Source organism: Homoserinimonas sp. (assembly GCF_056262345.1).
Genome location: NZ_JBACFR010000252.1, coordinates 1 through 23658, shown reverse-complemented (window position 1 = coordinate 23658; position 23658 = coordinate 1). Strand labels below are relative to the sequence as shown.

24 protein-coding genes and 1 tRNA gene are annotated in these 23658 nt (G+C 64.8%); 5 read left to right on the top strand and 20 right to left on the bottom strand.

The annotated features are described in order from the left end of the window. Positions 1–169: 169 nt before the first annotated feature. Complete coding sequence (locus AC062T_RS11980) at positions 170–955, bottom strand: isoprenyl transferase (protein ID WP_108517421.1); 786 nt, start codon at positions 953–955, stop codon at positions 170–172. Positions 956–1040: 85 nt separating this feature from the next. Here AC062T_RS11980 and trhA point away from each other — a divergent pair, with 85 nt between their 5' ends. Beyond that, complete coding sequence (gene trhA, locus AC062T_RS11975) at positions 1041–1787, top strand: PAQR family membrane homeostasis protein TrhA (RefSeq protein WP_476030318.1); 747 nt, start codon at positions 1041–1043, stop codon at positions 1785–1787. A 67-nt stretch (positions 1788–1854) separates the two neighbouring features. Here trhA and AC062T_RS11970 read toward each other — a convergent pair whose 3' ends face one another. After that, the gene (locus AC062T_RS11970; protein WP_476030316.1) at positions 1855–2136 is read right to left on the bottom strand and encodes a hypothetical protein; all 282 of its coding nucleotides are present in this window, start codon (positions 2134–2136) and stop codon (positions 1855–1857) included. Next, entirely contained in the window at positions 2133–3041 is a 909-nt protein-coding gene (mca, locus tag AC062T_RS11965; RefSeq protein ID WP_476030315.1) for a mycothiol conjugate amidase Mca, read from the bottom strand. The genes AC062T_RS11970 and mca overlap by 4 nt, the downstream gene beginning before the upstream one ends. Positions 3042–3089: 48 nt before the next feature. On the opposite strand from mca, the gene AC062T_RS11960 reads away from it, so the two are divergent. Both AC062T_RS11960 and greA read left to right on the top strand, forming a co-directional pair. Continuing rightward, positions 3090–3518, top strand: a complete 429-nt coding sequence (locus tag AC062T_RS11960; RefSeq protein WP_476030313.1) for a DUF4307 domain-containing protein — start codon at positions 3090–3092, stop codon at positions 3516–3518. 143 nt (positions 3519–3661) lie between these two features. Then, positions 3662–4156, top strand: coding sequence for a transcription elongation factor GreA (gene greA, locus AC062T_RS11955; RefSeq protein WP_476030311.1), 495 nt, complete (start codon positions 3662–3664; stop codon positions 4154–4156). 85 nt (positions 4157–4241) lie between these two features. Here greA and ilvA read toward each other — a convergent pair whose 3' ends face one another. Together ilvA and AC062T_RS11945 are read right to left on the bottom strand one after the other, a co-directional pair. Continuing rightward, positions 4242–5507: a threonine ammonia-lyase gene (gene ilvA / locus AC062T_RS11950; RefSeq protein WP_476030309.1), complete on the bottom strand. Its 1266-nt coding sequence runs from the start codon at positions 5505–5507 to the stop codon at positions 4242–4244. After that, entirely contained in the window at positions 5504–6676 is a 1173-nt protein-coding gene (locus tag AC062T_RS11945) for an AI-2E family transporter (RefSeq protein ID WP_476030307.1), read from the bottom strand. Before AC062T_RS11945 ends, ilvA begins: the two co-directional genes overlap by 4 nt. 128 nt (positions 6677–6804) lie before the next feature. On the opposite strand from AC062T_RS11945, the gene AC062T_RS11940 reads away from it, so the two are divergent. Next, complete coding sequence (locus AC062T_RS11940) at positions 6805–8067, top strand: winged helix-turn-helix domain-containing protein (protein ID WP_476030305.1); 1263 nt, start codon at positions 6805–6807, stop codon at positions 8065–8067. 27 nt (positions 8068–8094) lie between these two features. Here AC062T_RS11940 and AC062T_RS11935 read toward each other — a convergent pair whose 3' ends face one another. The 5 genes from AC062T_RS11935 to AC062T_RS11915 all read right to left on the bottom strand — a co-directional run bounded on the left by AC062T_RS11935 (position 8095) and on the right by AC062T_RS11915 (position 13558). After that, complete coding sequence (locus AC062T_RS11935; RefSeq protein WP_476030303.1) at positions 8095–8979, bottom strand: M48 family metallopeptidase; 885 nt, start codon at positions 8977–8979, stop codon at positions 8095–8097. A 21-nt stretch (positions 8980–9000) separates the two neighbouring features. After that, positions 9001–9567, bottom strand: a complete 567-nt coding sequence (locus tag AC062T_RS11930) for a LemA family protein (protein WP_108517434.1) — start codon at positions 9565–9567, stop codon at positions 9001–9003. Positions 9568–9717: 150 nt separating this feature from the next. Further along, positions 9718–11061 (bottom strand): D-arabinono-1,4-lactone oxidase, encoded by a 1344-nt coding sequence (locus AC062T_RS11925; RefSeq protein WP_476030300.1) that lies wholly within the window; start codon positions 11059–11061, stop codon positions 9718–9720. After that, positions 11058–12287, bottom strand: coding sequence for an alanine racemase (locus AC062T_RS11920; RefSeq protein WP_476030298.1), 1230 nt, complete (start codon positions 12285–12287; stop codon positions 11058–11060). The genes AC062T_RS11925 and AC062T_RS11920 overlap by 4 nt, the downstream gene beginning before the upstream one ends. Beyond that, positions 12287–13558 (bottom strand): MFS transporter, encoded by a 1272-nt coding sequence (locus AC062T_RS11915; protein ID WP_476030296.1) that lies wholly within the window; start codon positions 13556–13558, stop codon positions 12287–12289. The genes AC062T_RS11920 and AC062T_RS11915 overlap by 1 nt, the downstream gene beginning before the upstream one ends. Positions 13559–13838: 280 nt before the next feature. On the opposite strand from AC062T_RS11915, the gene AC062T_RS11910 reads away from it, so the two are divergent. Beyond that, positions 13839–16028: a hypothetical protein gene (locus AC062T_RS11910; RefSeq protein WP_476030294.1), complete on the top strand. Its 2190-nt coding sequence runs from the start codon at positions 13839–13841 to the stop codon at positions 16026–16028. On the opposite strand, the gene AC062T_RS11905 is transcribed toward AC062T_RS11910, so the two are convergent. The 10 genes from AC062T_RS11905 to AC062T_RS11860 form a co-directional block, all read right to left on the bottom strand. Beyond that, complete coding sequence (locus AC062T_RS11905) at positions 16012–16704, bottom strand: SOS response-associated peptidase (RefSeq protein ID WP_476030292.1); 693 nt, start codon at positions 16702–16704, stop codon at positions 16012–16014. The two genes, AC062T_RS11910 and AC062T_RS11905, sit on opposite strands and share 17 nt — an antisense overlap. Positions 16705–16793: 89 nt before the next feature. Next, a complete protein-coding gene (locus AC062T_RS11900; RefSeq protein WP_476030290.1) occupies positions 16794–17645 on the bottom strand; it encodes an ABC transporter permease in 852 nt (283 codons plus the stop codon). Beyond that, positions 17642–18553: an ABC transporter ATP-binding protein gene (locus tag AC062T_RS11895; RefSeq protein WP_476030288.1), complete on the bottom strand. Its 912-nt coding sequence runs from the start codon at positions 18551–18553 to the stop codon at positions 17642–17644. The genes AC062T_RS11900 and AC062T_RS11895 overlap by 4 nt, the downstream gene beginning before the upstream one ends. A gap of 90 nt (positions 18554–18643) precedes the next feature. Next, positions 18644–18826 (bottom strand): PspC domain-containing protein, encoded by a 183-nt coding sequence (locus AC062T_RS11890; RefSeq protein ID WP_476030286.1) that lies wholly within the window; start codon positions 18824–18826, stop codon positions 18644–18646. Between the two features lie 7 nt (positions 18827–18833). Beyond that, entirely contained in the window at positions 18834–19697 is an 864-nt protein-coding gene (locus AC062T_RS11885; protein ID WP_476030284.1) for a hypothetical protein, read from the bottom strand. Positions 19698–19802: 105 nt separating this feature from the next. Next, positions 19803–19879 (bottom strand) — tRNA-Leu (locus AC062T_RS11880). Positions 19880–19919: 40 nt separating this feature from the next. After that, positions 19920–21257: an NAD(P)/FAD-dependent oxidoreductase gene (locus AC062T_RS11875; protein ID WP_476030282.1), complete on the bottom strand. Its 1338-nt coding sequence runs from the start codon at positions 21255–21257 to the stop codon at positions 19920–19922. 13 nt (positions 21258–21270) lie between these two features. Further along, positions 21271–22536 (bottom strand): S8 family peptidase, encoded by a 1266-nt coding sequence (locus AC062T_RS11870; RefSeq protein ID WP_476030280.1) that lies wholly within the window; start codon positions 22534–22536, stop codon positions 21271–21273. After that, on the bottom strand, positions 22533–23084 hold the full coding sequence (locus tag AC062T_RS11865; RefSeq protein WP_476030278.1) for a DUF501 domain-containing protein: 552 nt from the start codon (positions 23082–23084) through the stop codon (positions 22533–22535). The genes AC062T_RS11870 and AC062T_RS11865 overlap by 4 nt, the downstream gene beginning before the upstream one ends. Continuing rightward, positions 23084–23590 carry an FtsB family cell division protein gene (locus tag AC062T_RS11860; protein ID WP_476030276.1) on the bottom strand — a complete coding sequence of 169 codons (507 nt, stop codon included), beginning with the start codon at positions 23588–23590 and terminating at the stop codon, positions 23084–23086. The genes AC062T_RS11865 and AC062T_RS11860 overlap by 1 nt, the downstream gene beginning before the upstream one ends. Positions 23591–23658 lie beyond the last annotated feature (68 nt).

The following is a 23658-nucleotide window of genomic DNA, read 5'->3' as shown; positions in this document are numbered from 1 at the left end:
ACGCTGCCAAATCGCGAACGGAACGAGAACTCGCCCATCATTCGCTCTTCGGCAAGAACGGCACCGGATACGGGGCCGAGGCGAGCGAAATCGAGGTATCCGGCGTCTTCGCCGAAGTCGGCTGCGAACTCGTCAAGGGTTGTCATGGGGTGCTCCTTACGGAGGGGGATCAGGAACCGAAGCGCCGGTGGCGCGTCGCGTAGTCGCGGAGTGCGCGCAGAAAGTCCACCTCACGCAGATCGGGGCCTAGAGCCTCGACGAAGTAGAACTCACTGTGGGCGCTTTGCCAGAGCATGAAATCACTCAAGCGCTGCTCCCCCGACGTGCGGATAACCAGGTCGGGATCGGGTTGTCCCCCCGTGTACAGATGGTTGCCGATGAGCTCAGGCGTAAGAATCTCGGCGAGGGCCTCGAGGGTGCCCCCCTTGCTGTCGTGATCGCGCACGATGCTGCGCATCGCATCCACAATCTCTCGTCTGCCGCCATAGCCGACCGCGAGGTTGATGTGGAGCCCCGTGTTGCCCTCTGTGCGGCGCTCAGCCGCCCTCAGCGCCTCCACGAGAGGCTCGGGCAGCCCTTCGGTCGACCCCACATGCTGCACCCGCCAGTTGCGGTAGTGCGAGAGGTCTTCGGCGAGGTCCGCGATGATCTCGAACAGCCCGTCGAGCTCGTCCTCGCGTCGACCGGTGAGGTTGTCGGTGGAAAGCAGGTACAGGGTTGCAACCTCGATGCCGAGATCGTCGCACCAGACGAGAAACTCCCGAAACTTAGCGGCCCCCGCCCTGTGACCGTGCGCGACGGCCCCAAGGGAGCGCTGCCGAGCCCAACGCCGGTTGCCGTCGAGGATCATCGCGACATGCTTGGGCAGTTCCTGTCGGCTGAGCCACCGACGGATGCGCTTCTGGTACACGTCATAAAGGAGGCCGCGGCCCAGTGACACTTCCCGTTTTTGCACGGGGTATACGCTAGCCCACGGTGCCCGCAAGTCAGCAAGAAACCGCTCACAGCGATCCGTGGCTGTGCGCCCCTAGACTCTCGCCATGACGATGTCGCGCCCCGAGCTTCCCAACGATTCCACGGTGAACGAGAACGTCGACGAGCCCGATCTTCCCAACATCCCCGTGCTTGAGGACGACCTCGAACAGCATGACGAGGTCAAGCCGACCTGGCGCGGCTGGATTCACGCAGCGACGTTCCCTCTCACGATCATTTTGGGCATCGTCCTGCTCGTCTTCGCCGACGGCACCGCGGCCAAAGTGTCATCGGCCGTGTTCATCGCCTCGTCGATGTTGCTGTTCGGCATCTCCGCGCTCTATCACCGCTTCAACTGGAGCGACCGCACCAAAAAGCTACTCAAGCGCTTCGATCACGCCAACATCTTCTTGCTCATCGCCGGGTCATATACGCCCATCACGGTGCTCGCCCTGCCAGAAGATAAGGCGGTGCTGCTTCTCTCGCTCGTGTGGGGTGGAGCGCTGATCGGCATCGGATTCAGAGTCTTCTGGATCGGAGCACCGCGCTGGCTCTATGTGCCGCTATACGTGGTCCTGGGATGGGCCGCCGTCATGTTTATGGGCGACTTCTTCGCCGCGGACGCCACCATGATGACGCTCATCATCGTCGGAGGGCTCTGCTACACCGTCGGCGCGGTCGCCTATGGCACCAAGCGCCCCAATCCCATCCCGGGCGTCTTCGGATTCCACGAGATATTCCACTCGCTCACCCTGATCGCGTTCCTATGCCACTGGGTGGCGATCTTCATCATCGCCACCAACCCCGTCACCTAACGAGGCTGGCACCTCCGGGACGCCGTCTGGCGGCCCGGCGCGGTTAAGCGCTCAGCGCTCAGCGCTGTTAAGCGCTCGGCGGCGTCTCATCCTCGGCCGCCGTCTGGCCATCCGCGCGCTCCGCGGCAAGCTTGTCGCGCACTTCTTCGCGGTAGCGGGTGCGGCGAACACGGCGGTTCATGTCGAGCACAATGAGCACCGTCACGGCAGCGATCAGAAAGATCGCGAAAAAGCCGATGACCCCGGGGGTCACCGTGTTCGGGTCGAAGTCCGGCTCATCCTTGGCAAACCGCACGGCCGTAGCCGCGGTGACGATAGCGGCGATGGCGCCATGAAGTAGTGCGCTCACGCGCCCACCTCCCCATTTTCTGTGTCGAGTTCGGTGTGCTCGGTGTCGAGCTCAATCCCGGCGAACAGATCGTCCTCGGGAATAGTGGTGGGCACATGCGAGACGACAAGCTCGAAGTCCTCGTATGGCCACGCTGCGCGCTGCAAGTCGATGGGCCAAAAGAAGAACGAGCTATCCGGCGGAACCTGGCTCGCGTGCGCGAGAAGCGCGGCATCTCGGGCCTCAAAAAATTCGCCGCACGGCACATGGGTCGTCGCGGTGTCTGGCCGTGCGCCCATCCACTCTCGCATGCGCTCGAACTCGGCAACCAAAGGCGATTCAGGGTCGCGAGCGATGAGTTCCTGGCCGATCGCCTCGATGCGGCTCACGTTGAAGCCACGGTCGTAGTAGACCTTTTGCACCTGCCATGGTTCGCCTGCCTCAGGGAACCGGCTAGCATCCGCTGCCGCCTCGACCGCGAACATCGTGACCTCGTGGGTACGGATGTGGTCAGGATGCGGATAGCCGCCGTTCTCGTCGTACGTGGTGACGACCTGGGGGCGAAACTCGCGGATGATGCGGGTGAGCACGGCACCGGAGTGCTCGAGCGGAATCGTTGCGAACGAGTTGATCGGCAGAGGTTCGCCCTCCGGCGGGAGGCCCGAATCCGCGTAGCCGAGCCACCGGTGGTCGACCCCGAGAATCTGCTGTGCGCGCTGCATCTCTTGGCGGCGGTGGCCGGCCATATCCCTGTCGGCCATTGCGCGAGGAGTGAGACCTTCGTAGAGCACGTCGCCACGCTCGCCGCCCGTGCAACTGACGACCATGACCTGCGCGCCCTGACTGCGATAGTAGGCAGCGGTCGCAGCACCCTTGCTCGACTCGTCGTCGGGGTGAGCATGTACAGCCAACAGCCGCCTGGTCACGGAGCTCCTTATATGCGAATAGTCTTAAGACAAGCGTAAGGGGAGACGGTGACAAGCGCAGACAGTAGGACGGAAGGCACCCAGCCGACCGACCTCGACGCTCGCTACGGACGCACGCCCAGCGTGCGGGCCCGGCAGAAAACTATCGGATGGTCGGCCGCGCTCGCGGTCGTGCTCGTCTTTGTGGCGTGGGTTGCGTGGGTTGCCTTCGACGGCACCTCCGCAACGATCGAAACCCGCGACATCGGTCACGCGATCGTCGACGAGTCGACCGTGCGCGTGAGCTTTGAACTTTCGGTGACTCCGGGTACCGACGTGGCCTGCGCACTGCAGGTTCAGAACGATCTCCACGCAATTGTCGGCTGGAAGGTCATAGAGATTCCGGCATCCGATACCTATACGCGAACCTTCACCGAAAACGTGAGAAGCATCGAACCGGGCGTCACAGGGTTGCTCCACAGCTGTTGGCTGACCTAGACTGACGAATTCGATCACGAGATCGGCCGACATGGCCGGTCTCATTCGTTTATGCGACTCCGTACTGCGGAATCGCGGAGCGTGGACCGTTCTCCCTCAACCGCTGAGTTGCGAACGGTCCCCTTTCTTTTGAGGAGTACATCGTGTCTGGGCAGATCACCGAAACCTGGTTGACCCAAGAGGCTTACGACCGCCGCAAGGCAGAGCTCGAGCAGCTTACGGGCGAAGGCCGCACCGAGATCGCGAAGAAGATTGAAGCTGCGCGAGAAGAGGGCGACCTCAAGGAGAACGGCGGATATCACGCTGCGAAAGAGGAGCAGGGCAAGATCGAGGCGCGCATCCGCGTGCTCACCGAGCTGCTGCGCCACGCCAAGGTCGGCACGCCTGCGGCAGAAGGCGTGATCTCCTCCGGCACCGTCGTCACCGCTCGCGTGCAGGGCGATGAAGAGGTCTTCTTGCTCGGCAGCCGCGAGATCGTGGATGAGTCTGACCCCGACGAGCTCGATGTCTACAGCGAGGCGAGCCCCCTCGGCGAGGCCATCCTGGGCCTCAAGGCAGGCGATACCGCTACGTACATCGCGCCGAACGGGCGCGAGATCACGGTGCAAATCGACAAGGTCGAGCCCTACCGCGCATAGCGCACCACAGCATCCGAAAAAAGAACGGGCCCGCCAAGGTTTGCACTCGGCGGGCCCGTTCTTTTTCTGAATTGTCTTGTGCGGTTTAGCTATCGATGCGGGGATCGTAGCCAGCCTCGCGCAGCCGCTCAAGCACTCGCTGCACGTGCTCAGGGCCGCGGGTCTCGATGCTCATATCAAGCTCGACCTCGCTGATGAGGGCGTTGCGGCCATGACGAGTATGCATAACCTCGACCACGTTGGCATTGGCCTCGCTGATGAGTTCAGCGATGCGCGCCAACTGACCGGGGCGGTCAGGCAACATGACCCGAAGTTTGACATAGCGATCGGATGCCGCCAGGCCGCGGGAAATAACCCGCTCCATGACCTGTGGATCGATATTGCCGCCGCTGAGAATGGCCACCGTGACTCCGGGGTTGACCACCTGGCCCGTGACGATTGCGGCCACGGCCGCGGCTCCCGCAGGCTCGACTACAAGCTTGGCCCGCTCCAACAGAACAAGCAGCGCACGCGCGATGTCGTCGTCGGTGACGGTGACGACCTCATCCACGATCGACCGGATTATCTCGAAGTTCAGCTCACCGGGGGTGGCGACGGCGATTCCATCCGCAATGGTCGGCGAGGTCACCACGCTCTGGCGCACGCCGCTCTTAAGCGAAAGCGGATAGGGGGCGGCACCCGCTGCCTGCACGCCGATCACGCGGATGCGGCGGCCCTGCAGCGCGAGCTTCTGATGAAGAGCACTCGCAACGCCGGCCGCGAGCCCTCCGCCACCGATGGGCACAATGACGGTTTCGATATCGGGGACCTGATCGAGGATCTCGAGCCCGAGTGTTCCCTGCCCCGCAATGACATCCGCATGGTCAAACGGTGGGATGAGCACGGCGCCTGTGGCCTGTGCGAACTCAGCGGCAGCCCGGAGCGGCTCTTCTACCGTGTGGCCGCGGAGAATGACCTCGGCACCATACTGGCGGGTGGCCTGCAGCTTGGGCAGGGCGACCCCTACCGGCATGAAGATCGTGGCCTTGATGCCGAGCTCCCGCGCAGCGAACGCGACACCCTGGGCGTGATTACCGGCCGACGCTGCGACGACTCCCCTGGCCCGCTCTTCGGGGCTCAGCTGCGAGAGCCGATTGTAGGCACCGCGAATCTTGTACGACCCCGTGCGCTGAAGCGACTCGCACTTGAGGTGCACCGGTGCGCCGACGAGGTCCGCGAGGTAGCGGGAACTCTCCATCGGGGTCAGCTGCGCGACTCGGGCAACACGCACCCGCGCCTCTTCGAAATCGTGGAGCGTCGGCCCCGGCACTGCGGTCGCCATGTCGACCTCCGGAACCGTGATATCGGTCATGCCCTGTCCTTGCGTTTCGGTTCTCTGATCACTGTGCGTCCGAACTCATTCGGATGCGCTTGCCCCGGCGGTAGGCGCCATCGGCCTCTCGCGATGTAGCCGACCATCACGTTGAGAGTGGCGATGACGGGAACAGCGAACAGTGCCCCGGGGATGCCTGCGAGGTAGCTGCCTCCGGCGACGGCCAGCACGACGGCCAGCGGATGCACCTTGACGGCGCTGCCCATGATGAGTGGCTGCAGGATGTGGCTCTCGACCTGCTGCACGAGTAGCACGATGCCCAGCATGATCAGCGCAATAACGATGTCTTTGTAAATGAGGGCGATGAAGACCGCGAGCGCACCCGTAATGACCGCGCCGACGATGGGCACGAACGACCCCAGGAACACCGCGATGGCGATGGGTACAACGAGCGGCAGCTGGAGGATCGCAGCACCCAGCCCGATGCCGACGGCATCGATAGCCGCCACGAAGATCTGCACCTTGACGAAGTTGGTCAGCGTGCCCCAGCCGGCGAGACCGGAACCGTTGACGGCCGGACGGGCCTTCTGGGGAAAGAGGCGGACGATCCAGTTCCAGATGCCTCGACCGTCAATAAGCATGATGATGGTGGCGAAGATCACCAGGAACAGTCCAGCAATAAAATGGCCGGCCGACGAGCCGATAGATAGCGCTCCGCTGACCCAGACCTCGCTATCGCGCTGGACAGTCGACCAGAGCTCCTCACCGTACTGGGTGATCTGATCCTCGGTCAGGTGCAGGGGCGACTGCAGCAGGAAGTCTTTGAAGCTCTCCCAGGCGACCAGTGACTGATCCCTCAGGTCAGGCCATCCCACTCGGATCTGCCACACCACGAGCACGACCAGCCCACCGATTACGGCGATGAGGGCGGTGATGGTGGTGACGATGGCGAGCCAGCGGGGCCACCGATGCCGAACGAGAAACTGGGTCAATGGCACGAGAAGCGCGCTGAGCAACGTGGCGATCATGAGCGGTACGACGACGATGCGAAGTTCCATGATCAAGAACACGAGGATGGCCAGCACACCGGTGATCGCAAGAATGCGCCACGACCACGCACCGGCAATGCGCATGCCGGTCGGCAACGAATCGTCTACGCGAGTCCGCGCGACATCGGTTGATGAGGCCTTGCCCTTGCCGAATATCATCACGTCAGTCTATGCGTGGCTGCCGCCACATCCATTCATATATTCCGAAGGTGGAATCTATGGGCGGCTCACTAGCGAGCGAGCACAAGAGGCTCGCAATGTCGGAGCCCGGAGATATGGTCGAGGCGATGCCACGACAATCTCTCTCGCTGCCCGAGGCGCGACGCCTCGCGCTCGGCGCGCAGGCTCTCGCCATCACGCCGCAGAGCAGCGTTGTTGCGGAACCTGCGGCCGGTTCAGCGCCGCTTGCTGGCGCGAGCTCGCGACGCTTGCGGGGCCTCATCGACCGACTCGGTCTCGTGCAGATCGACTCCGTCAACGTCTTCGAGCGCAGCCACTACCTCCCGCTCTATGCACGGCTCGGCGCGTATGACAAGAAGCTCCTCGACCGCATCACGTTCACCGGGGGCGGAACCCATATCGAATACTGGGCCCACGAAGCGGCGATCATTCCCGTCGAGTCGTGGCCGCTCATGCGGTGGCGAATGGAGCGCCTCCGCGCAAAGGACCTGTCCTCCCCCAACGGCTGGGCCCGCAGCAACCCGCAGATGTTGGAATGGCTACTCGCGGAGATCGCGGAGAAGGGGCCCCTGCCCGCGAGCCAGATTGAGCACGACGCCAACAAACGCACGGGGCCCTGGTGGGGCTGGTCGGATGTCAAGCACGGGCTCGAATACCTCTTTCGGTGGGGAGACCTGGTGAGCGGCGGACGGTCACGCTTCGAGCGAATCTACGCACTTCCAGACCAGGTGTTACCCCCGGCACTCCAGCACGCCGACATTCCCGAAGCCGAGGCACAGCGCCGCCTCGTCGCACACGCGGCCCGCGCGCTCGGAGTAGGAACCGCATCCGACTTTGCTGACTACTTTCGGATGCGCTCCACCGACACCGTCGCCGCGATCCGCACCCTCGAAGACGAAGGGGTGCTCGTGCCGACACTGGTCGAAGGATGGCAAAGGGCATCCCGGCCACTTGCTGCCTGGATGCACCGTGACGCGGTGGTGCCGCGACGAGCGACGGCGACGGCGCTTCTCTCGCCCTTCGACCCGCTCGTGTGGGATCGCAAGCGCACAGAGCGTCTGTTCGGATTCCACTACCGCATCGAAATCTATACGCCGGCTCCCCAGCGCATCTTTGGCTATTACAGCCTGCCGCTGCTTATCGACGACCGCCTCGTGGGGCGGGTGGACCTCAAGAGTGATCGGCAGGCCGGGGTGCTGCGAGTGCAATCTGCATGGGCGGAACCCGGAGCACCCGCCAGCACCGTTGAGCGGCTCGCTCCCCTGCTGCGCAGCACGGCTCAGTGGCAGGGCCTCGGCGACATCGAGGTAGTGAAGCGAGGCACGCTCGCCGACGCGCTCGCCGGTGAGCTTGGGGTGTCCCCGATCTGAGTGCGCCGATGCGGTGAAGGCTCGGGGCTAGAAGCCGCCGCCGATCGTGCGAAGGCGCTTGATGCGCTCGGGCAGCGGCGGGTGAGTCGAGAACAACCGGTCAACGATGCCGGGCTTGGTGGGGTCGCTGATCCACATGTGCGCCATCGAGGTATTCTGGCGCTTCATGGGTCGGCCATATTCCCCGAGCTTCTGCAGGGCGCTGGCGAGCGCTTCTGGATGCCGCGTGGTCATGGCGCCCGTAGCATCCGCCAGGTATTCGCGTTCCCGCGACACCGCAGCCTGCACCAGCGTCGCCGCCAGCGGGGCGAGGATCATCGCAGCGATGCCGACGATCAACATGATCGGGTTGCCGTTGTTGTTATTGCGGTTGCCACCAAAGAACGACATCCGCAGCAGGATGTCCGCGAGGAACCCGATTGCTACGACAAGGCCGAAGACGATCGTGGTGACGCGAATGTCGTAGTTCTTGACGTGGCCCATCTCGTGAGCCATAACGCCCTCGAGCTCGGAATCATCCATGATCGCCAGCAGTCCCGTCGTCGCCGCAACGATCGCGTGCTCGGGGTCGCGACCAGTGGCAAAGGCGTTGGGCGCCGGATCGTCGACGATGTAGACCTTGGGCATCGGCATGCCGTTGGTGATAGCCAGGTTTTCGACCGTGCGGTAGAGCCGCGGGTCATCTGCCTTGGTAATCTGCCGACCGCCGCTGAGCGCGACCGCCTGCTTGCCAGCGGCGAAGTATTGAATCGCCACGTAAACAAGCGCGCCGACGATGGTGCCGATGAAGATTCCCCAAGAACCGCCACCCCACATGTAGTTCGCCACAAAGCCGAGCCCGGCGATGATGATGAGAAAAATGAGGATGATGAAAACGGTGTTGCGCTTGTTCTTAGCTATCGCGCGATACATCTAGTCGCTGCCTCCGCGCGGTTAGAACTGAACGCGCGGCGGCTCAGCGATGGCCGCCGAGTCGGAAACCTCGAAGAACTCGCGCTCCGAGAAGCCGAGCCCGCGCACGAAGAGGGTGTTGGGGAACACCTTGATCTTGGTGTTGAGCTCGCGAACGCCGCCGTTGTAGAAGCGACGTGCGGCCTGGATCTTGTCTTCTGTGTCGACGAGCTCACCCTGCAGCTGCAGGTAGTTCTGACTGGCCTGGAGCTGGGGGTAGGCCTCGGCCACAGCGAAGATGCTCTTGAGCGCGGACTGCATGTGGTTCTCGGCTTCGGCTGCCTCGTGGGGGCTGCCGGCGCTGAGCGACTCGGCACGAGCCTTGGTCACAGCCTCGAACACACCCTTTTCGTGGGCAGCGTAACCCTTGACCGTCTCAATGAGGTTCGGCAGCAGGTCGGCACGCCGCTTGAGCTGCACCGTGATGTCGCTCCACGCTTCGTCAACGCGAACGTTGAGCGTGACCAGGCCGTTGTAAGTGGCCCAGAGGTAGATACCCACCACCACGACGAGTAGAACGATGATGCCGATGACGATGAGTAGTTCCATTGCCGTGCTCCTCTTGAGTACTGTGCGCGGCCCTCACCGCATGGGCTGAGGGCGAATAAGGTCGGGGCCGTATTCTCGATAACTATAACGAAACCCGGCTGGGGAGCCGCCTCGAATACGCGTGCCCCCCAGACGGGCAACGGGGCTCGGTTAGGGCCCGAGAACGCGGTCCAGATAGGGATTGGCGAAGGCACGATCGGGATCGAGCCGGTCACGCACCGCGAGAAAGTCGTCGAACCGCGGGTATTCCTCGCGCAGCGACGAAGCCTCGCGAAAGTGGATCTTGCCCCAGTGCGGTCGCCCCCCGTGTGCGCGCATAATCGCCTCGACGGCGCGAAAGTACTCCCTGTGGTCCTCGCGAAAGTAACGGTGAATCGCGATGTAGCCGCTCTCACGTTCGAAGGCCGTCGAAAGCCAATTGTCGTCCGCCGCCGCAACCCTCACCTCGATGGGAAAGGAGATGCGCCAGCCTTTGGCCGCGATCAGGTCTCTGATCTCGCGCAGCGCAACCGGCACCGCCTCCCGCGGGATCGCGTATTCCATCTCACGAAAGCGCACGGACCGCTGCGTCACAAAAACCTGCGGCGAAGCATCCGAAAACTCCCGATCACCCGTAAGCCGTGTGGCGATGCGGTTGATAGACGGAATCGCCGACGGAATCGCCCGGCCCGCGGCGCAGGTCGCGGCAAAGAGCCCATTGGCCATGAGGGAGTCGTCGACCCAGCGCCGCACGCTGCCCAACGGACTGGTCTGGGCGTCTGCCGGCAACCGAACGTTGGTCTTGGTCAGAACCGTGGTGGTGTGCGGAAACCAGTAGAACTCAAAGTGGTCGACCGCGGTGGCTCGCGCCTCAAAGTTGTCGACAACCGCATCGAACGGCTCCGGTTTCTCGCGAGCATCCAAGACAAACGACGGAACACACTGAAGCGTTACGTCCACGATGATGCCGAGGGCGCCGAGCCCGAGGCGAGCAGCCGGCAAAAGCTCGGGGTTGGTCTCCTCGTCGATCGTGAGGATGCTGCCATCGGCCGTGACAAGGGTGAGGCCAACGACCTGTGTCGCCAAGCCACCAAACGCTGCCCCGGTTCCGTGAGTGCCCGTCGAGGTGGCGCCTGCGATGGTCTGTCGATCAATGTCGCCCATGTTTTGCAGGGCGAGCCCGAGGGGGCCGAGAATCGCGGGCAACTGGTGCAGATTGGTTCCAGCGGCGAGGCGAACGCGGCCCGTGCTGTGGTCGGCCGAGATGAGGCCCTCCAGGCCAGCGAGATCGAGCATCACGCCGGGTGCCGCAGCGATGGCAGTAAAACTGTGACTCGCCCCGATCGCCTTGATGGGGAGGCCGCGCTCTCGAGCGGCGATTACCGCCGCGACGACCTCGTCAACCGTGGTGGGGCGGGCAACGAATACGGGGGTGATCGATTCGACGCGACCCCAGTTGGTCCACCGTTTGCCTCGGCGGAGCCCCGCAGGCGCGAGTGTGGTGTGGTCGGTCATAGAAATGCTGCGCCCTCTCCGCGGTACGTAGGCACCGTGTCCACGATGGTGCCGTTATCGACGATGGCGAACTCATTGAGATGCTCGCTCAGTTCTCCCGCCTTCGTGTGCCTCAGCCACACGCGGTCTCCGATGGAGAGATTCCCGGCCGCCGCACCCACTACGGGGGTCTGCACCTCGCCCGCCATCTCCCGCGAGACCATGCGAAGACCGGATGGCCACGCGATGCGCGGCAATCGGTCCACACCGGGAGGGCCGGATGCTATCCACCCACCGCCCAGCAACGTGGCAGTGTGCGCCGTCGGGCGGCGGACGACGGGCAAGGCGAACGCGGCGGCGGGAGCCGGGCTAAACCGGGAGTAGTGGTCGAACAGATGCGGGCCGAAGAGGCCACTTCCCGCAGCCACCTCGGTGACCGCGGCCTCGGCCGCTGTCGACTCAAGCGAACCGGTGCCCCCTCCGTTGACGAACTCCAGATCGGCCACCTCGCGCACACCGGCGACGGCTTCGGCTCTGCGCTCCGCCAGCTCCGCGATCGACTGCGCCTGAATACGCCGGAGTGCCGCCCCATAGAGAGGACGACCGACGGGCAGGTCACCCATTCCGGCGATCTGCCCCTCATACGCCATCATGCCCACCAGTTCAAAGCCGGGTCTGTCGACGATGAGCCGGGCCAGTTGCCGCGCCGCCGCCGCCGTATACACGGGCGAACGCCACGTGCCGATATGGCCGAGAAGTCGTGAGTTCCACGACGCATCCAGTTCGAGACACAGGCGCAGACGGGCGCGCTGCGACGGCCCCACGACCGAATCGATGAAGTCGAGGTGGGCGACGGAATCGACCATCAGGGTCACGCGAGAGGCCAGCAGGGGGTCTGCCGCAAGCTGGCGCAGGGCGGACCGGTCGACCGTGGGATAGCCGACAACAACATCGTCGATCGTCTGTCCCAGCCACAGCGCCTCAGCCAAGGTATAGGCGAGCACGCCGCGATAGCCGGGCCTCGCGAGTACGGCATCGAGCACCGCACGCACCCGCACCGATTTGCTGGCGACGCGAATGGGGGTGCCCCCTGCTCTGCGCACCAGCGCATCCGCATTGTGCGCCAGCGCCGCGAGCGACACCGTGCCGAACGGCGGATCGAGTTCTGCCGTCGCCTGATTAAGCGACTCCCAATAGGCGGATGTGGTGTGCCAGTGCTCCGCGCCGACCCCGAGCGTGAAGGACATCAGCGGACTCCCTTGATGGGCAGCACGGCGAGAGCGCCCAGGATTGCCGTCGCCGCCGCCAGTAGGAAGAGACCCTGAAACCCGACGAGCCACGAGACAACGCCGGCTCCGAGCAACGGTGCGATTGCCTGTGGAACTGCCCACGCAACATTCATGATTCCGAGGTCCTTTCCGCGGGTGTGGGCGTCGGGCAAGACCTGAGTTGCGAGCGCCTGATCGACACTGAGGAAGGTACCGTATCCGAGCCCCAGCAGCCCCGCAGCGACCATCGCGACAGTAAGGTCTGGCACGAGCGCGAGAAGCAGCGCGGCAACAGCTTGGAGGCTCGCGGCCACAATCACGAACAGTCGCCGACGACCAAGCCGATCGCTCAGCCGACCGAAGGCGAGGGACGCCACGATCACAAACACCATGTAGACGAGCGTCAGGACTATGAGGCTGCCCTCGGCATCCACAATCCCCAGACCAAGCCCGAATGCCAAGAAGTACAGCAGCAACGATGTGCCGAAGGCATTGCCCAGATTCACGAGCACTCGGCTGAGGAGAGTCCAGCCGAAATCGGGATGCTGCCGGGGGCTGATCCAGAACCCCTGAACCAGGGTGCGCGCCGTGAGCGGCGGCCTCTGCGCCGGGTCGAGCACGCGGTCGGGCACAACGATGATGAACGGCAGCACCAGCACGAGCAGCATCACGGCCATTGCGGCGTAGCCGAAGAACTGCCCGACAAAAAGCTCTGTCACGAGCACGAGGCCAAGGATGGTTCCGACCGCCTGCGGCGCCGACATCCACCCGGAGACAAGGCCCCTCTGATTGACAGGAACCTGATCGGAGATGGTTGCGGTGAGGGCTGCCGTGAGCGTGCAGAAGCCGCTGAGCGCGAGCGCCCAGCACACTCCGATCCCCACGAGTGTGGTTTGCAGCCCCAGCAACAGCAGGGCAACGGCGAAGAGAACGGCTCCGCCAAGAATCCACGGACGGCGACGCCCGAAGCGCGACGTCGTGCGGTCGGAGAGCGCACCGGCAAGCGGATACGCCACCACCGCGCACAGCCCAGCGATGCCCGAGATGATGCCGAACGCCACGACCCCGTCTACCCAGTTGTCGGAGTTGAGCTGTGCCTCGACCTGCACTGGCAGGAGCAGCTGGATCGGCGTGAGTTGCGCCATCCATACGCCCAGCCATGCCGTGGCAAACAGAGCGATCCAGCCGCCGGTTACCGCGCGGGTCGGCTCCGCGAACGCTGCCGTCCCAGACGCCGTTGTGGTTGTCATGCGCGCTCTCCCCCGTCGTGGTCTGGTCAACTGTGTTCCGCGGCGGCACCGCTGTCAACCACCAGGATGAGGGCATCCTCCTGGAGGATGAGATCCGGCCCGGATGCGGCCCGTCGGCCCCGCGATGCGGCGACGTCGCGTATATTGAGAGATAGACAAATCTGTCCACAGCCGCAGAGCTCCTCCCGATCACCCGCACATTCGCCCGCCGAGACCCCGCCAACTGCCCTAAAACCCTGCCCTTCGCCGCAGCGCACGGGCTCGTCCCAGAAGAGTGACGGTGATTTCCACGCCACCCCGCAGAAGAGCCGCTACGCCGACCCCCGGTGCGCGGTCTCTCCGACTCATCCTCCGGCGCCCAGCGCGTGGCGGGTGGGGGTCGTCAGCCCTCGCCGCCGTTGTTCTACTCGCCCCCGTTGCGGGGATCTTCGCCCCTCTCTCCGCTGTCGCACAGGAGCCCAAGCCCACCCCGTCGGCGAGCGCGGTAGCTCCGCCCCTGGCCGCCGCCGCTCCGCTGATCGCCGAGCCCGCCGATGGAGCATTCATCGATCGCAACCGGGTCGTCGTCTCTGGCCAGGGAACCGAGGCAGGCAACACGGTTACCGTCTCCCTCGCCGGGTCAACCGCGTGCACCGCTGTCGTCGCCGGCGACCTCACGTGGGATTGCCTCGTGCCCTCGCTGCCCAACACTGCTGCCGCCGTCATCACGGCGGTCGAGGCACTGACCGACGGCACGACCAACGACGCAACCATCACACTCGCCGTGCTCGGCCCACCCCAGCTCGACGAGGTCGGCCCTACGCCCGGATATGTGACCGGATCTGGGCATCCCGATTCCACCGTCACGGTCTCGGTCGCCGGAACAACGTGCGCGGTTCGCGTTGCGGCGAGCGGATACTGGTCGTGCACCCCGCTCAGCGCAACGGGCGCGAAACCAACGACCGGCTCGCACCCGGTGTCAGCGCAGCAATCGCACCCGGCCATCGGCGCCGGATCCAGCTCCGCCCCGACGAGCCGGACCATCGCGTTCGATACCCAACGCCCAGAACCACCCGTGATTCTTCAGCCCTCCGACAACAGCCGAGTAACCCGGCTGCCAGCCAACTTTCGGGGCACCGGCGAAAACGGGGCAACGGTAGACGTTTATCTGGGCGGGGTTCCCGTGTGCGCCGCCGTCGTGAGCGGCGGGGAGTGGGGATGCGCTGGCGGATCCGGCATAACGACCGGCTCGCAAACCGCGCGTGCCGTGCAGCGCGACCAGGCCAACAACTACAGCGACCCCAGCACCATTGTCCGGTTCTCCGTAGGACCGGCCGCCCCGGCGCAAACGCTCACGCCGACGCCCTCACCCACACCAGAGCCTTCGCAAGCGGCCCAGCCCAGCGCGCCGCCAGCGAGCTATCCGCCAGCGTCGGAGAGCCCGTGGCCGCTACCGGAGGCGGGCAGCCCGCTGGCGCAGGCTCTGGCTAACTGGGGCACCCCGACCGACTTCAGCTCCGGCATACCCGGCGTTCACGAGAGCATCGAACGCGGCAACTGGTGGCGCGCTCCCCTGCTCGCTCTCGTGGCGATTCTGCTGGTCGCGCTGCCTCTGCGGCTGCTGGCCTCGACCCTTCGCGGTCGCATCCGATGGCCGCTCGGCCAGATCACGGGCCGCAATACCGTGCGTCAGACGCCGGCCAGCGCCGTGGCGTCTCCGACGGACGCAGCAGCTCGCGGCTGGTGGACCCCCTGGCTCGCGATGAGCCTCCCGTTTGCCGTGACCGTAGCTTTTATGGTCGTCGCCGGCGGGGTGAGCGGAGAGGTGCGGTACCTGCGACTCGCGGTCGCAATCGCCGGCGCTCTCGCTCTGCTCAACGTGGTCGGCGTCGCCGTTGCCACCCGCATCGGCTCTGCCTGGCAGCGCGTTGATACCCAGTTTCGGTTCCGCGGATTGCTCTTTGCCGCCGCGATCGTCTCGGGACTTGTGTCGCGACTCATCGGGCTCTCCCCTCCTCTGGTGACTGGCACGCTCATCGGTATGCGCCCCGACCCCACAGCGGCCGTGCACAAAAGGGCGATCGTGGGCCTCATACAGGGGGGAACCGTTCTCGCGCTCGGGCTCGCTGGGTGGCTGAGTTACCTCGCAATGGGACCCGTCGTGGGATTCTGGCCTTCGTTATTCAGCGAGTTCTTCGCCGCACTGTGCCTCGTCGGTCTCGGCTCAGCGGTGATGCTGCTAGCCCCCGTCGGCGGGCTACCAGGACGAGTCGTCTACGAGTGGCATCGCTGGGCATGGTTCGGCATCGCGTTTGTCGTAGCGACTATCGCGTTCGCTGTGCTGCTGGGCGGGGCATCTGCGCGCTTCCCCCTCGGCACGCTTCTCATGATGGCCGGCGGAGTCGCCGCGCTCTGCATCGGCGGGTGGGCCTACTTCAGCTTTGTCGCCCGTCCCGCCTCGGAGCCGAATCGGGTCAGACCGCTTCGATGAGCTGCGGGCCGTCGTTGCGCACGCTGTTCACCTGACGCGACACCGCATAGAAGTCGAGATCGTTCGCCACCTCGAGCGATGTGAGCTCAAGCATGCGCAGAGCATTGTCGACGCTGAGGTGGTCACCGAGCCAATCGTCAACGCTCTCCGGGGTGAGGAACGACGGCATGCGGTCGTGCACCTCGCCGGGGGCAACATGCGCGTCACGGGTCACGATCGCCATGGCAAGGTGCCACCGTTCAGGGTCGTCCTTGGGGCGCGAACGGTCGAGCCATGGCCGGATAATGCCCGCCATCATCATGTCTCCACCGCCGGGCCGATGCACAAAATACGGCTGCTTGCCATCCGGGGTCACCTGCCACTCGTAGTAGCCGAGGGCGGGAACAATGCAGCGGTGGGACGCAAATGCCGACGAAAACAGGCCGTTGCTCGCCACTGTTTCGACTCGGGCATTGATGATGGGCTTGCCCCCACCAAACGTCGGCGACGATGGCGGAACGATCCCCCAGCGAACGCCAGCGATCTCCCTCACCCCATCGCGCTGCCGGATGACGGGGACAACCGTCGTGGGAGTCACGTTGTAGCTCGGCCGCCAGTCGCGGAAGTCGCCGCCGCGCGCAACGTATTCCTGGATGAGATCGTCGGTCTCTTTGTTCATCGCGAATCGCCCGCACATGCGCGTAACGCTACGCCCCGCGACCGACACGACGCTATGCGGTGCTCTGCCTCACCACGAGTTCCGGCTTGAGGCCGAGCGCTCGGCCCTTACGCGTCGCGGCGCTTCACCAGAACCAGCGCCGCCGCGAGAACTATCGCATCCCACGCCGCGAGCACGCCGAAGGCTCCCCAGCCGTTGAGCGTGATGCCCTGCTGTACCGGGGCCGGAGCGCTTTCGCCCACGAAGGTGAAGAGCGACCCGCCTGCGATTTGCGGGAGCAGCGCGTAGACATTGGTCACCCACTCGGCCTGCGTCAGAGCTGCGAGCAGCTGCAAGATCAGGGGGGCCACCATGATGAGCCCGAGCACCGTCGCCAATGCTCCTGCGGTGCTCCGCAGCATCGTTCCGAAGCCGAAGGCAAGGAGGGCGATCATCGTGACATAGACGGCGCCGCCGAGCATCGGCATGAACACTGAGGAATCTGTTAGCTGCACCTCGACGCCCTTGCCCTCCAGGATCGGCCAGGTCACGAGGGCGGCGAGCCAGATGCCCACGGACGTTGCCACGAACGTCGTCGACGCGAGCACGGCCGCCTTAGCCGCTATCGCCCCCGTTCGCTGAGGAACCGCGGCGAACGTCGAGCGGATCATCCCCGTCGAATACTCCCCCGTGATGATGAGGGAGCCAAGAACGGCGACGATCAACACGACGACGTTGAGGCCGCCGGTGCTGAGCGAAACGACCAGTGATCGGGCCGCGTCCCCCGTGACGGGCATGCCCCCGAAGTCGCTGAGCGCGGCCACGAGCAGACCGACGCCGACGATCAGCAGGATGAGAAGCCCGTAACACCACACGGTGGAGCGCACCGTGCGCAGCTTGATCCACTCCGCGCGGAGAATTCCTGCCGCGCTGAGGCCGCGTCGTTTGATCGGTGCCGCGATGGTTGCTGTCGACATCATGCGGACACCTCCGACTTGTACTCGATCTCGTCCTGAGTGAGGGCAAGGTAGGCCTGCTCGAGGCTGCCCTTCACTGGGGTGAGTTCATGTAGTTCTACACCGGCGCGGAACGCCGCCTCCCCCACGCGCTCGGCACCGATTCCGGCGATCGAAAGCGCGCCGTCCGGCAACTGCGTAACCGCGACATCCGGGCCAGCGATCGCCTCGATGAGCACGCTGGCCGACGGTGTACGCACCGTAACTCGGTTGCTCGCTGCCCTGTCGGTGAACTCCTCCATCGGCGCATTGGCGAGCACACGGCCCCGGCCCAGGATCACGACATGATCGGCCGTGAGAGCCATCTCGCTCATGAGGTGGCTTGAGAGAAAGACCGTGCGCCCCTGCGATGCGAGATACCGAGTTAGCTGGCGGACCCACAGCACCCCGTCGGGATCCAGGCCGTTGACCGGCTCATCCAGAATGAGAGTCTGCGGGTCGCCGAGCAGCGCAACGGCGATGCCTAGCCGCTGCCCCATGCCGAGCGAGAATCCGCCGACACGCTTCGACGCGACCTTCTCGAGCCCCGTCATTTCGATCACCTCATGAACACGAGACTTGGCAATCGAATGCGTTGCGGCGAGTGCCAGCAGGTGGTTGTAGGCGCTGCGACCGGTGTGCACGGCCTTAGCCTCGAGCAGGGAGCCGACCTGGTGGAGTGGATCATGGTGGCTCGCATATGGCTTGCCATTCACCGTGACCCGTCCCGATGTCGGGCGGTCGAGCCCCACGATCATGCGCATGGTCGTGGACTTGCCGGCACCGTTCGGCCCGAGAAAGCCGGTAACAACCCCCGGCTTCACGGTAAACGAAACGTCGTCCACGGCCAGCTTGGCGCCGTACCTCTTGCTCAAGTTTTCGATTTCGATCACCGCCCAACATTACGGACAGCACACAGTCGAAACATCGTCCTTGAGGATGATCTCGCCGAGGCGTTCCAGAGGTCGGCGAACGCTCCGGTTCTATACGTCGTCAGACGGCATGAGGTACCAGAGCGCGAGATAGATGATGATCGCGCTGCCGAAGAAAAGCGACGCCACTACCGTGACGACGCGCACCGCGCCGGGGTCCCAGCCGAAGTACCGCGCCACTCCAGCGCAGACCCCGGCAAGCATGCGTCCGTTTTGTGGTCGAGTGAGTTTCATGATTCGACTATTGCACGACATCTGCGACGGGCGAAGACGAGTACTCGGCCTTTCCAGTGGCACGCCAATGCACTGAATGCATTCGGCGAGCGGGAGCTCCCTGTCCAAGTTCTTCGGTTGGGTCGACCGCCGTCGTCGTCCAGTCGAGTCGCAGCCCGTGAACGGCGAACTCCGCCTCAGAGGCGCACGCTGAAACGACTTCACCCGGTGGTGTAACGGCGAGCAGACACGGTTTACCTGCGCGCGACATCGCCACAAAGACCCTCCGTTGTTCTCCGAACTCCGGTGAGAGCTCGCCGAACATCGCACGGGTGGACTCCCCGATGATCGTCGCCGGCAGCGTGGTCGGAAAGATGTCGGCGCTCGTCTGCGGGGCTTCGAAACGCAAGTACGCGGGATGCTCCGGTTCCCCCATCCCGTCGATGCCGTCATCGTCAGGGTCGGCGGAAGCAATGGGTGCGCCGCTCGAAGCAGGTCCGAGGTATCCGCCCGCCCTGGGGGCGATCGCCTCCTGCCGTGGGGCGAACCCGAAGCCGATGCCCACCCCTGCGCCGATACCCAACACGAGAGCGACTGCCACCAGCGCCAAGAGTTCTCGCCGCCGATGCCGAGCGCGGCCGGGCAGTGCGTCGCTATCAGATTCAGCCGCAGGTGCAGGTGCATCCGCATGATCCGGTCTCGGGATGCTCATCGCGACAACGGTCTCGGAAGGTTCGTTGACAGGCTGTCTACCCGACTCCCCGACCGCTTGAGCCGAAGCATCCTGCGACTCTGTGAGCTGCCGAAGCCGTTCTACGGTTTCGGCATCGGGGCGCGCACCCCGGGAATAGACCAGACGCCGCAATTCTGCGAGCCTGTCGCCATCATCCATTCGAACCCCCGCATCCGTGGAGCCATGATGACATACGCGAGAATTATTCCGTGCGTTGTCAGCCCAGGGATGCGGCGTCGCAGCCGAACACTAGCGTCGGATTGTTGGTGCCCCCGCAGGGATTCGAACCCTGACTGTGACGATTTTAAGTCGTCTGCCTCTGCCGGTTGGGCTACGGGGGCATGAAGCGGCCTGAACCGCTTCGGCTGGTGCCCCCGCAGTCTACTTGCGGGTTGCGGCAGCCTTGGGACGGGCGGCGTATTCCTCGAACACGGCACGCGGGTTCTCGCGAGCGATGATGCCCACGGTGTCGCGACGCACGAAGAACGAGATGATCCAGTTGCCGAAGACGCGAATCTTGCGCTCCCACATGGGCATGGCGAGACCGTGGTAGCCGCGGTGCATCAACCAGGCAAGGACGCCCTTGATGGAGAGCTTGCCCGCCTGGAAGACGCCGTGCCCGATGCCGAGACCGGCGACAGCGCCCATGTTCTTGTGGAAGTACTCGCGCGGCTCATCGCCACGCAGGCTGCCGACGATGTTCTTGCCGAGGAGCTTGCCCTGGCGAACGGCGTGCTGAGCGTTCGGAACGCACATTCCGGCAACTCCGCCACCGCTTAGGTCGGGGACCGCGGTCGCATCCCCAGCGCCCCACACATCAGCGACAACCTCGCCGTCCTCAGTGCGGGCACGGAGGTCGGCGCCGAGGCGGAGACGGCCACGCTCTTCGAGGGGAAGGTCGGTGTTGCGCAGGACGGGGTGTGCCATGACACCGGCGGTCCAGACGATCAGGTCGGTCTCGAAGCGCTCGCCCGTCGACGTCTCGATCACGCCGTCAACTGCAGAGGTGAGCTGGGTGTCGAGGTGAATCTGCGCGCCACGCTCGGCGAGGTTCTTGATGACCCACTTGCTCGTCTCGAGCGAAACCTCGGGCATGATGCGCCCCATGGCCTCGATGAGGTGAAAGTGAGTGTCGTCGAACGACAGCGTGGGGTACTGCTTGAGGAGTGCGCTCGCAAGGCTGCGCAGCTCGCCGAAGACCTCGATGCCGGCGAAACCGCCGCCGACCACCGTGAAGGTGAGCAGGCGGTCGCGGGCGGGCCCTGCAGGAAGGACGGATGCCTTCTCAAAGTTGGCGGTGACGCGGTCGCGAATGGCGGCCGCTTCTTCAATGGTCTTGAGGCCGAATGCGCCATCGGCGATACCGGGGATCGGGAACGTGCGGGTGATCGCACCAGCCGTCATCACGATGATGTCGTAGGAGAACTCCCACGGCTCGCCGACCTCAGGGGTCAGCGTCGCGGTCTTGGTGGCGTGGTCAACAGCCGTCACGCGCGCCGCGATTACGTTCGTCGTCTTGAGGTGCCGGCGCAGTGGCACAACCGCATGACGCGGCTCGACAGTGCCCGCCGCAACCTCGGGGAGGAAGGGCTGGTAAGTCATGTACGGCAGCGGGTCAACTACCGTGACTTCTGCTTCACCGGAGCGCAGTTGCTTCTCCAGCACGCGCGCAGTGTAAAAACCGGCATATCCGCCGCCGACAATCAAGATTTTTGGCACAATTTCAATTCTACTACCTGCGAGTGGTGCCTCTGACCTGCCGCCAGGTGCCCCACGCGAGTGCCGCCGCTGCAGCGCCGAAGATCGTGAACACCACGAGGGGGATGCCGACAAACCTCAGCTGTTCCGCCGAGGGCAACACTGTGCCGAGCGGGCTTTCTGCTGCCGCCCGTGAATCGGGGATCGGCACCGGGTCTGGCACGACCGGTGTTGGCGTGGGGATTGGCTCGGCATCCGCCCTGCGGTAGAGCCTGATCCAGTCGGCGAGGAGGCCAGCAGGATTGTCATCGACCGCAGGCACGAATCCCGAGACCGCACGCTTCGCGTCGAAGAGGCCGTGACCATAGATCGGGCTGAGCTGAGCTCCCCCGACGGGTCGAGCGGTTGCCGTGATTCTGTTGATGACGTTGCCAGCATCAAGCTCTGGATGCGCTGACCGCACCAAAGCAGCGAGGCCCGCAACGATCGGGGCCGCGCCGCTCGTGCCGCTCCACGTCGAGTAGCCCCCGCCTGGGGTGGCGCCCACAAGTTCTTCGCTGGGCGCCGCGACCGAAATCGTGATGCCCTGAGACGACGCGTCGAAGCTCGCGGAACCCTGCCGATCTACCCCGGCCACGGTCAGAACGCCCGGCATGGTAGCGGGCGCCCCCACCTGAGTGGTGCCGCTGCCACGGTTTCCCGCAGCCGCCACAATCACGACATCGCGCTGCATCGCATAGAGAAACGCGTCGTCCCACGATTCTGGCCATTCGAGGGTGTTGCGGGTGAGAGACATATTGATAATGTCGGCGCCGTTATCGACGGCCCACCGCACGGCTGCGGCGACCTGATCATCCGACGGCACGGTACCTACCCCGAACCCGACGGATACCGACAGGATGCTCGCCTCGGGGGCCACACCGATAATGCCGCCACCCTGGCCGTCGCCGCGGCCCGCCAGAAGCGATGCGACCATCGTGCCGTGCTCACGACTGGCGTAACCCACGGGAGTCTGGCCATCCGACGAGCCGACCCCAGAAACATCCGAGCCGCCCACGACGGCCCCGGCCAGATCGGGGTGACTACCGTCGACGCCCGTGTCGATCACCGCAACCGTGACCCCATCGCCCTTCGATGTCTGCCACGCCTCGGTTATGCCGTAGTCGGCAAGCCAATACTGGCGATCCCGGATGCTATCCGCAGTCGCGGGAGCAACCGCCAGCAGCGAAGACCCCAGCACCGACGCGACAACGACGCCGCCGGCTACCGCGGCAGCGAGGCGACGGCGAGACAGCGTCATCGCGCGTCTGGTGCGGAACCGTCGGTGGTGCTGTTGGCAGGCTCGGCGTCGTAGTCGGCGCACTCGCACACATCGGGCGACCAGGCCGCACGCTCGAGAGCAAGGTCGCCGATGGGGTTGACTCCGGGCCCAGCGGCGAGCGAGTGCCCGACCAGGGCGTGAAGGCATTTGACGCGGGTGGGCATGCCTCCGGCGGAAACACCGGCGATCTCCTCGACGTGCTCAATGCTTTCGCGGTCCGCGAGGAACGCCTCGTGCGCGGCACGGTAGGCATCGGCCACGTCGCCCTCGAGCAGGGCAGCAAGTTCGGTCATCACACCGTTCGCCTCCAGGGTGGAGACGGCGGCCGTAGCGGCCGGGTGGCATAGGTAATAGAGGGTGGGGAACGGCGTGCCGTCAGCCAGGCGCGGCTTGGTCGACACCACGGTGGGCGCGCCGCAGACACAGCGCGCCGAAATGCCGATCACGTCGCGAGCGGGGCGGCCGAGCTGGAGAGACACAATGCGAATGTCCTCTGCCGTTGGCGGGTCAAAGGGAGGGGTTGCCACTATCCAGCACCGCCCTCGATGACGGGAGCATCCAGGTCTGCGGGAACCGCATCCGTAAGCCCTGCCGTGAAAACCGATGACAGCATCATGCTGACCCAGTCGACCTCGGTCGTCTGCAATGTGGCGCTGATGGGAACCTCCGAAGTTGTTGATACCGTCTGGCCGTCATCAATGACCAGATAGCTAAATTCGCCCGGCTTCACGTAATAGAGACGCTCGCGAGCCTGTGCCTCGACATAGCTGGGGTCATCCCAGCGGGCCACATCCTGCTTGAGGTCTTCTACGAGATCTTTCTGAGCCTCGACCTCGGCGGCGAGAGTCGCCCGTTCGTGCTGCTGCTCGGCGAAGATGCGCAGCGACGGCGCCAACACCACAACGAACACGATCAGCATTCCGAGCGAGAGCATCGTGAAGCCAGATAGCCGGATGCCTCGGAGCCACGATGATGCGCCGCCCTGCGCGGGCAGGTCCACCGCGAGGCGGGTGACGCGGGGCTTCGAGGGCATGCTCAAAGCCTAACTTGCCCCGGCTGCAAAGCAGCGTTGCCCCCGGCGGCCGGGGCGCGCGGGGGGAC

Bases quoted from the DNA above. Each gene is read 5' to 3' on its own strand.
- trhA (WP_476030318.1), top strand. From the start codon at position 1,041: ATGACGATGTCGCGCCCCGAGCTTCCCAACGATTCCACGGTGAACGAG.
- ilvA (WP_476030309.1), bottom strand. From the start codon at position 5,507: ATGACCGATATCACGGTTCCGGAGGTCGACATGGCGACCGCAGTGCCG.
- AC062T_RS11945 (WP_476030307.1), bottom strand. From the start codon at position 6,676: ATGATATTCGGCAAGGGCAAGGCCTCATCAACCGATGTCGCGCGGACT.
- AC062T_RS11940 (WP_476030305.1), top strand. From the start codon at position 6,805: ATGCCACGACAATCTCTCTCGCTGCCCGAGGCGCGACGCCTCGCGCTC.
- AC062T_RS11935 (WP_476030303.1), bottom strand. From the start codon at position 8,979: ATGTATCGCGCGATAGCTAAGAACAAGCGCAACACCGTTTTCATCATC.
- AC062T_RS11930 (WP_108517434.1), bottom strand. From the start codon at position 9,567: ATGGAACTACTCATCGTCATCGGCATCATCGTTCTACTCGTCGTGGTG.
- AC062T_RS11925 (WP_476030300.1), bottom strand. From the start codon at position 11,061: ATGACCGACCACACCACACTCGCGCCTGCGGGGCTCCGCCGAGGCAAA.
- AC062T_RS11920 (WP_476030298.1), bottom strand. From the start codon at position 12,287: ATGTCCTTCACGCTCGGGGTCGGCGCGGAGCACTGGCACACCACATCC.
- AC062T_RS11915 (WP_476030296.1), bottom strand. From the start codon at position 13,558: ATGACAACCACAACGGCGTCTGGGACGGCAGCGTTCGCGGAGCCGACC.
- AC062T_RS11905 (WP_476030292.1), bottom strand. From the start codon at position 16,704: ATGTGCGGGCGATTCGCGATGAACAAAGAGACCGACGATCTCATCCAG.
- AC062T_RS11900 (WP_476030290.1), bottom strand. From the start codon at position 17,645: ATGATGTCGACAGCAACCATCGCGGCACCGATCAAACGACGCGGCCTC.
- AC062T_RS11890 (WP_476030286.1), bottom strand. From the start codon at position 18,826: ATGAAACTCACTCGACCACAAAACGGACGCATGCTTGCCGGGGTCTGC.
- AC062T_RS11885 (WP_476030284.1), bottom strand. From the start codon at position 19,697: ATGGATGATGGCGACAGGCTCGCAGAATTGCGGCGTCTGGTCTATTCC.
- AC062T_RS11870 (WP_476030280.1), bottom strand. From the start codon at position 22,536: ATGACGCTGTCTCGCCGTCGCCTCGCTGCCGCGGTAGCCGGCGGCGTC.
- AC062T_RS11860 (WP_476030276.1), bottom strand. From the start codon at position 23,590: ATGCCCTCGAAGCCCCGCGTCACCCGCCTCGCGGTGGACCTGCCCGCG.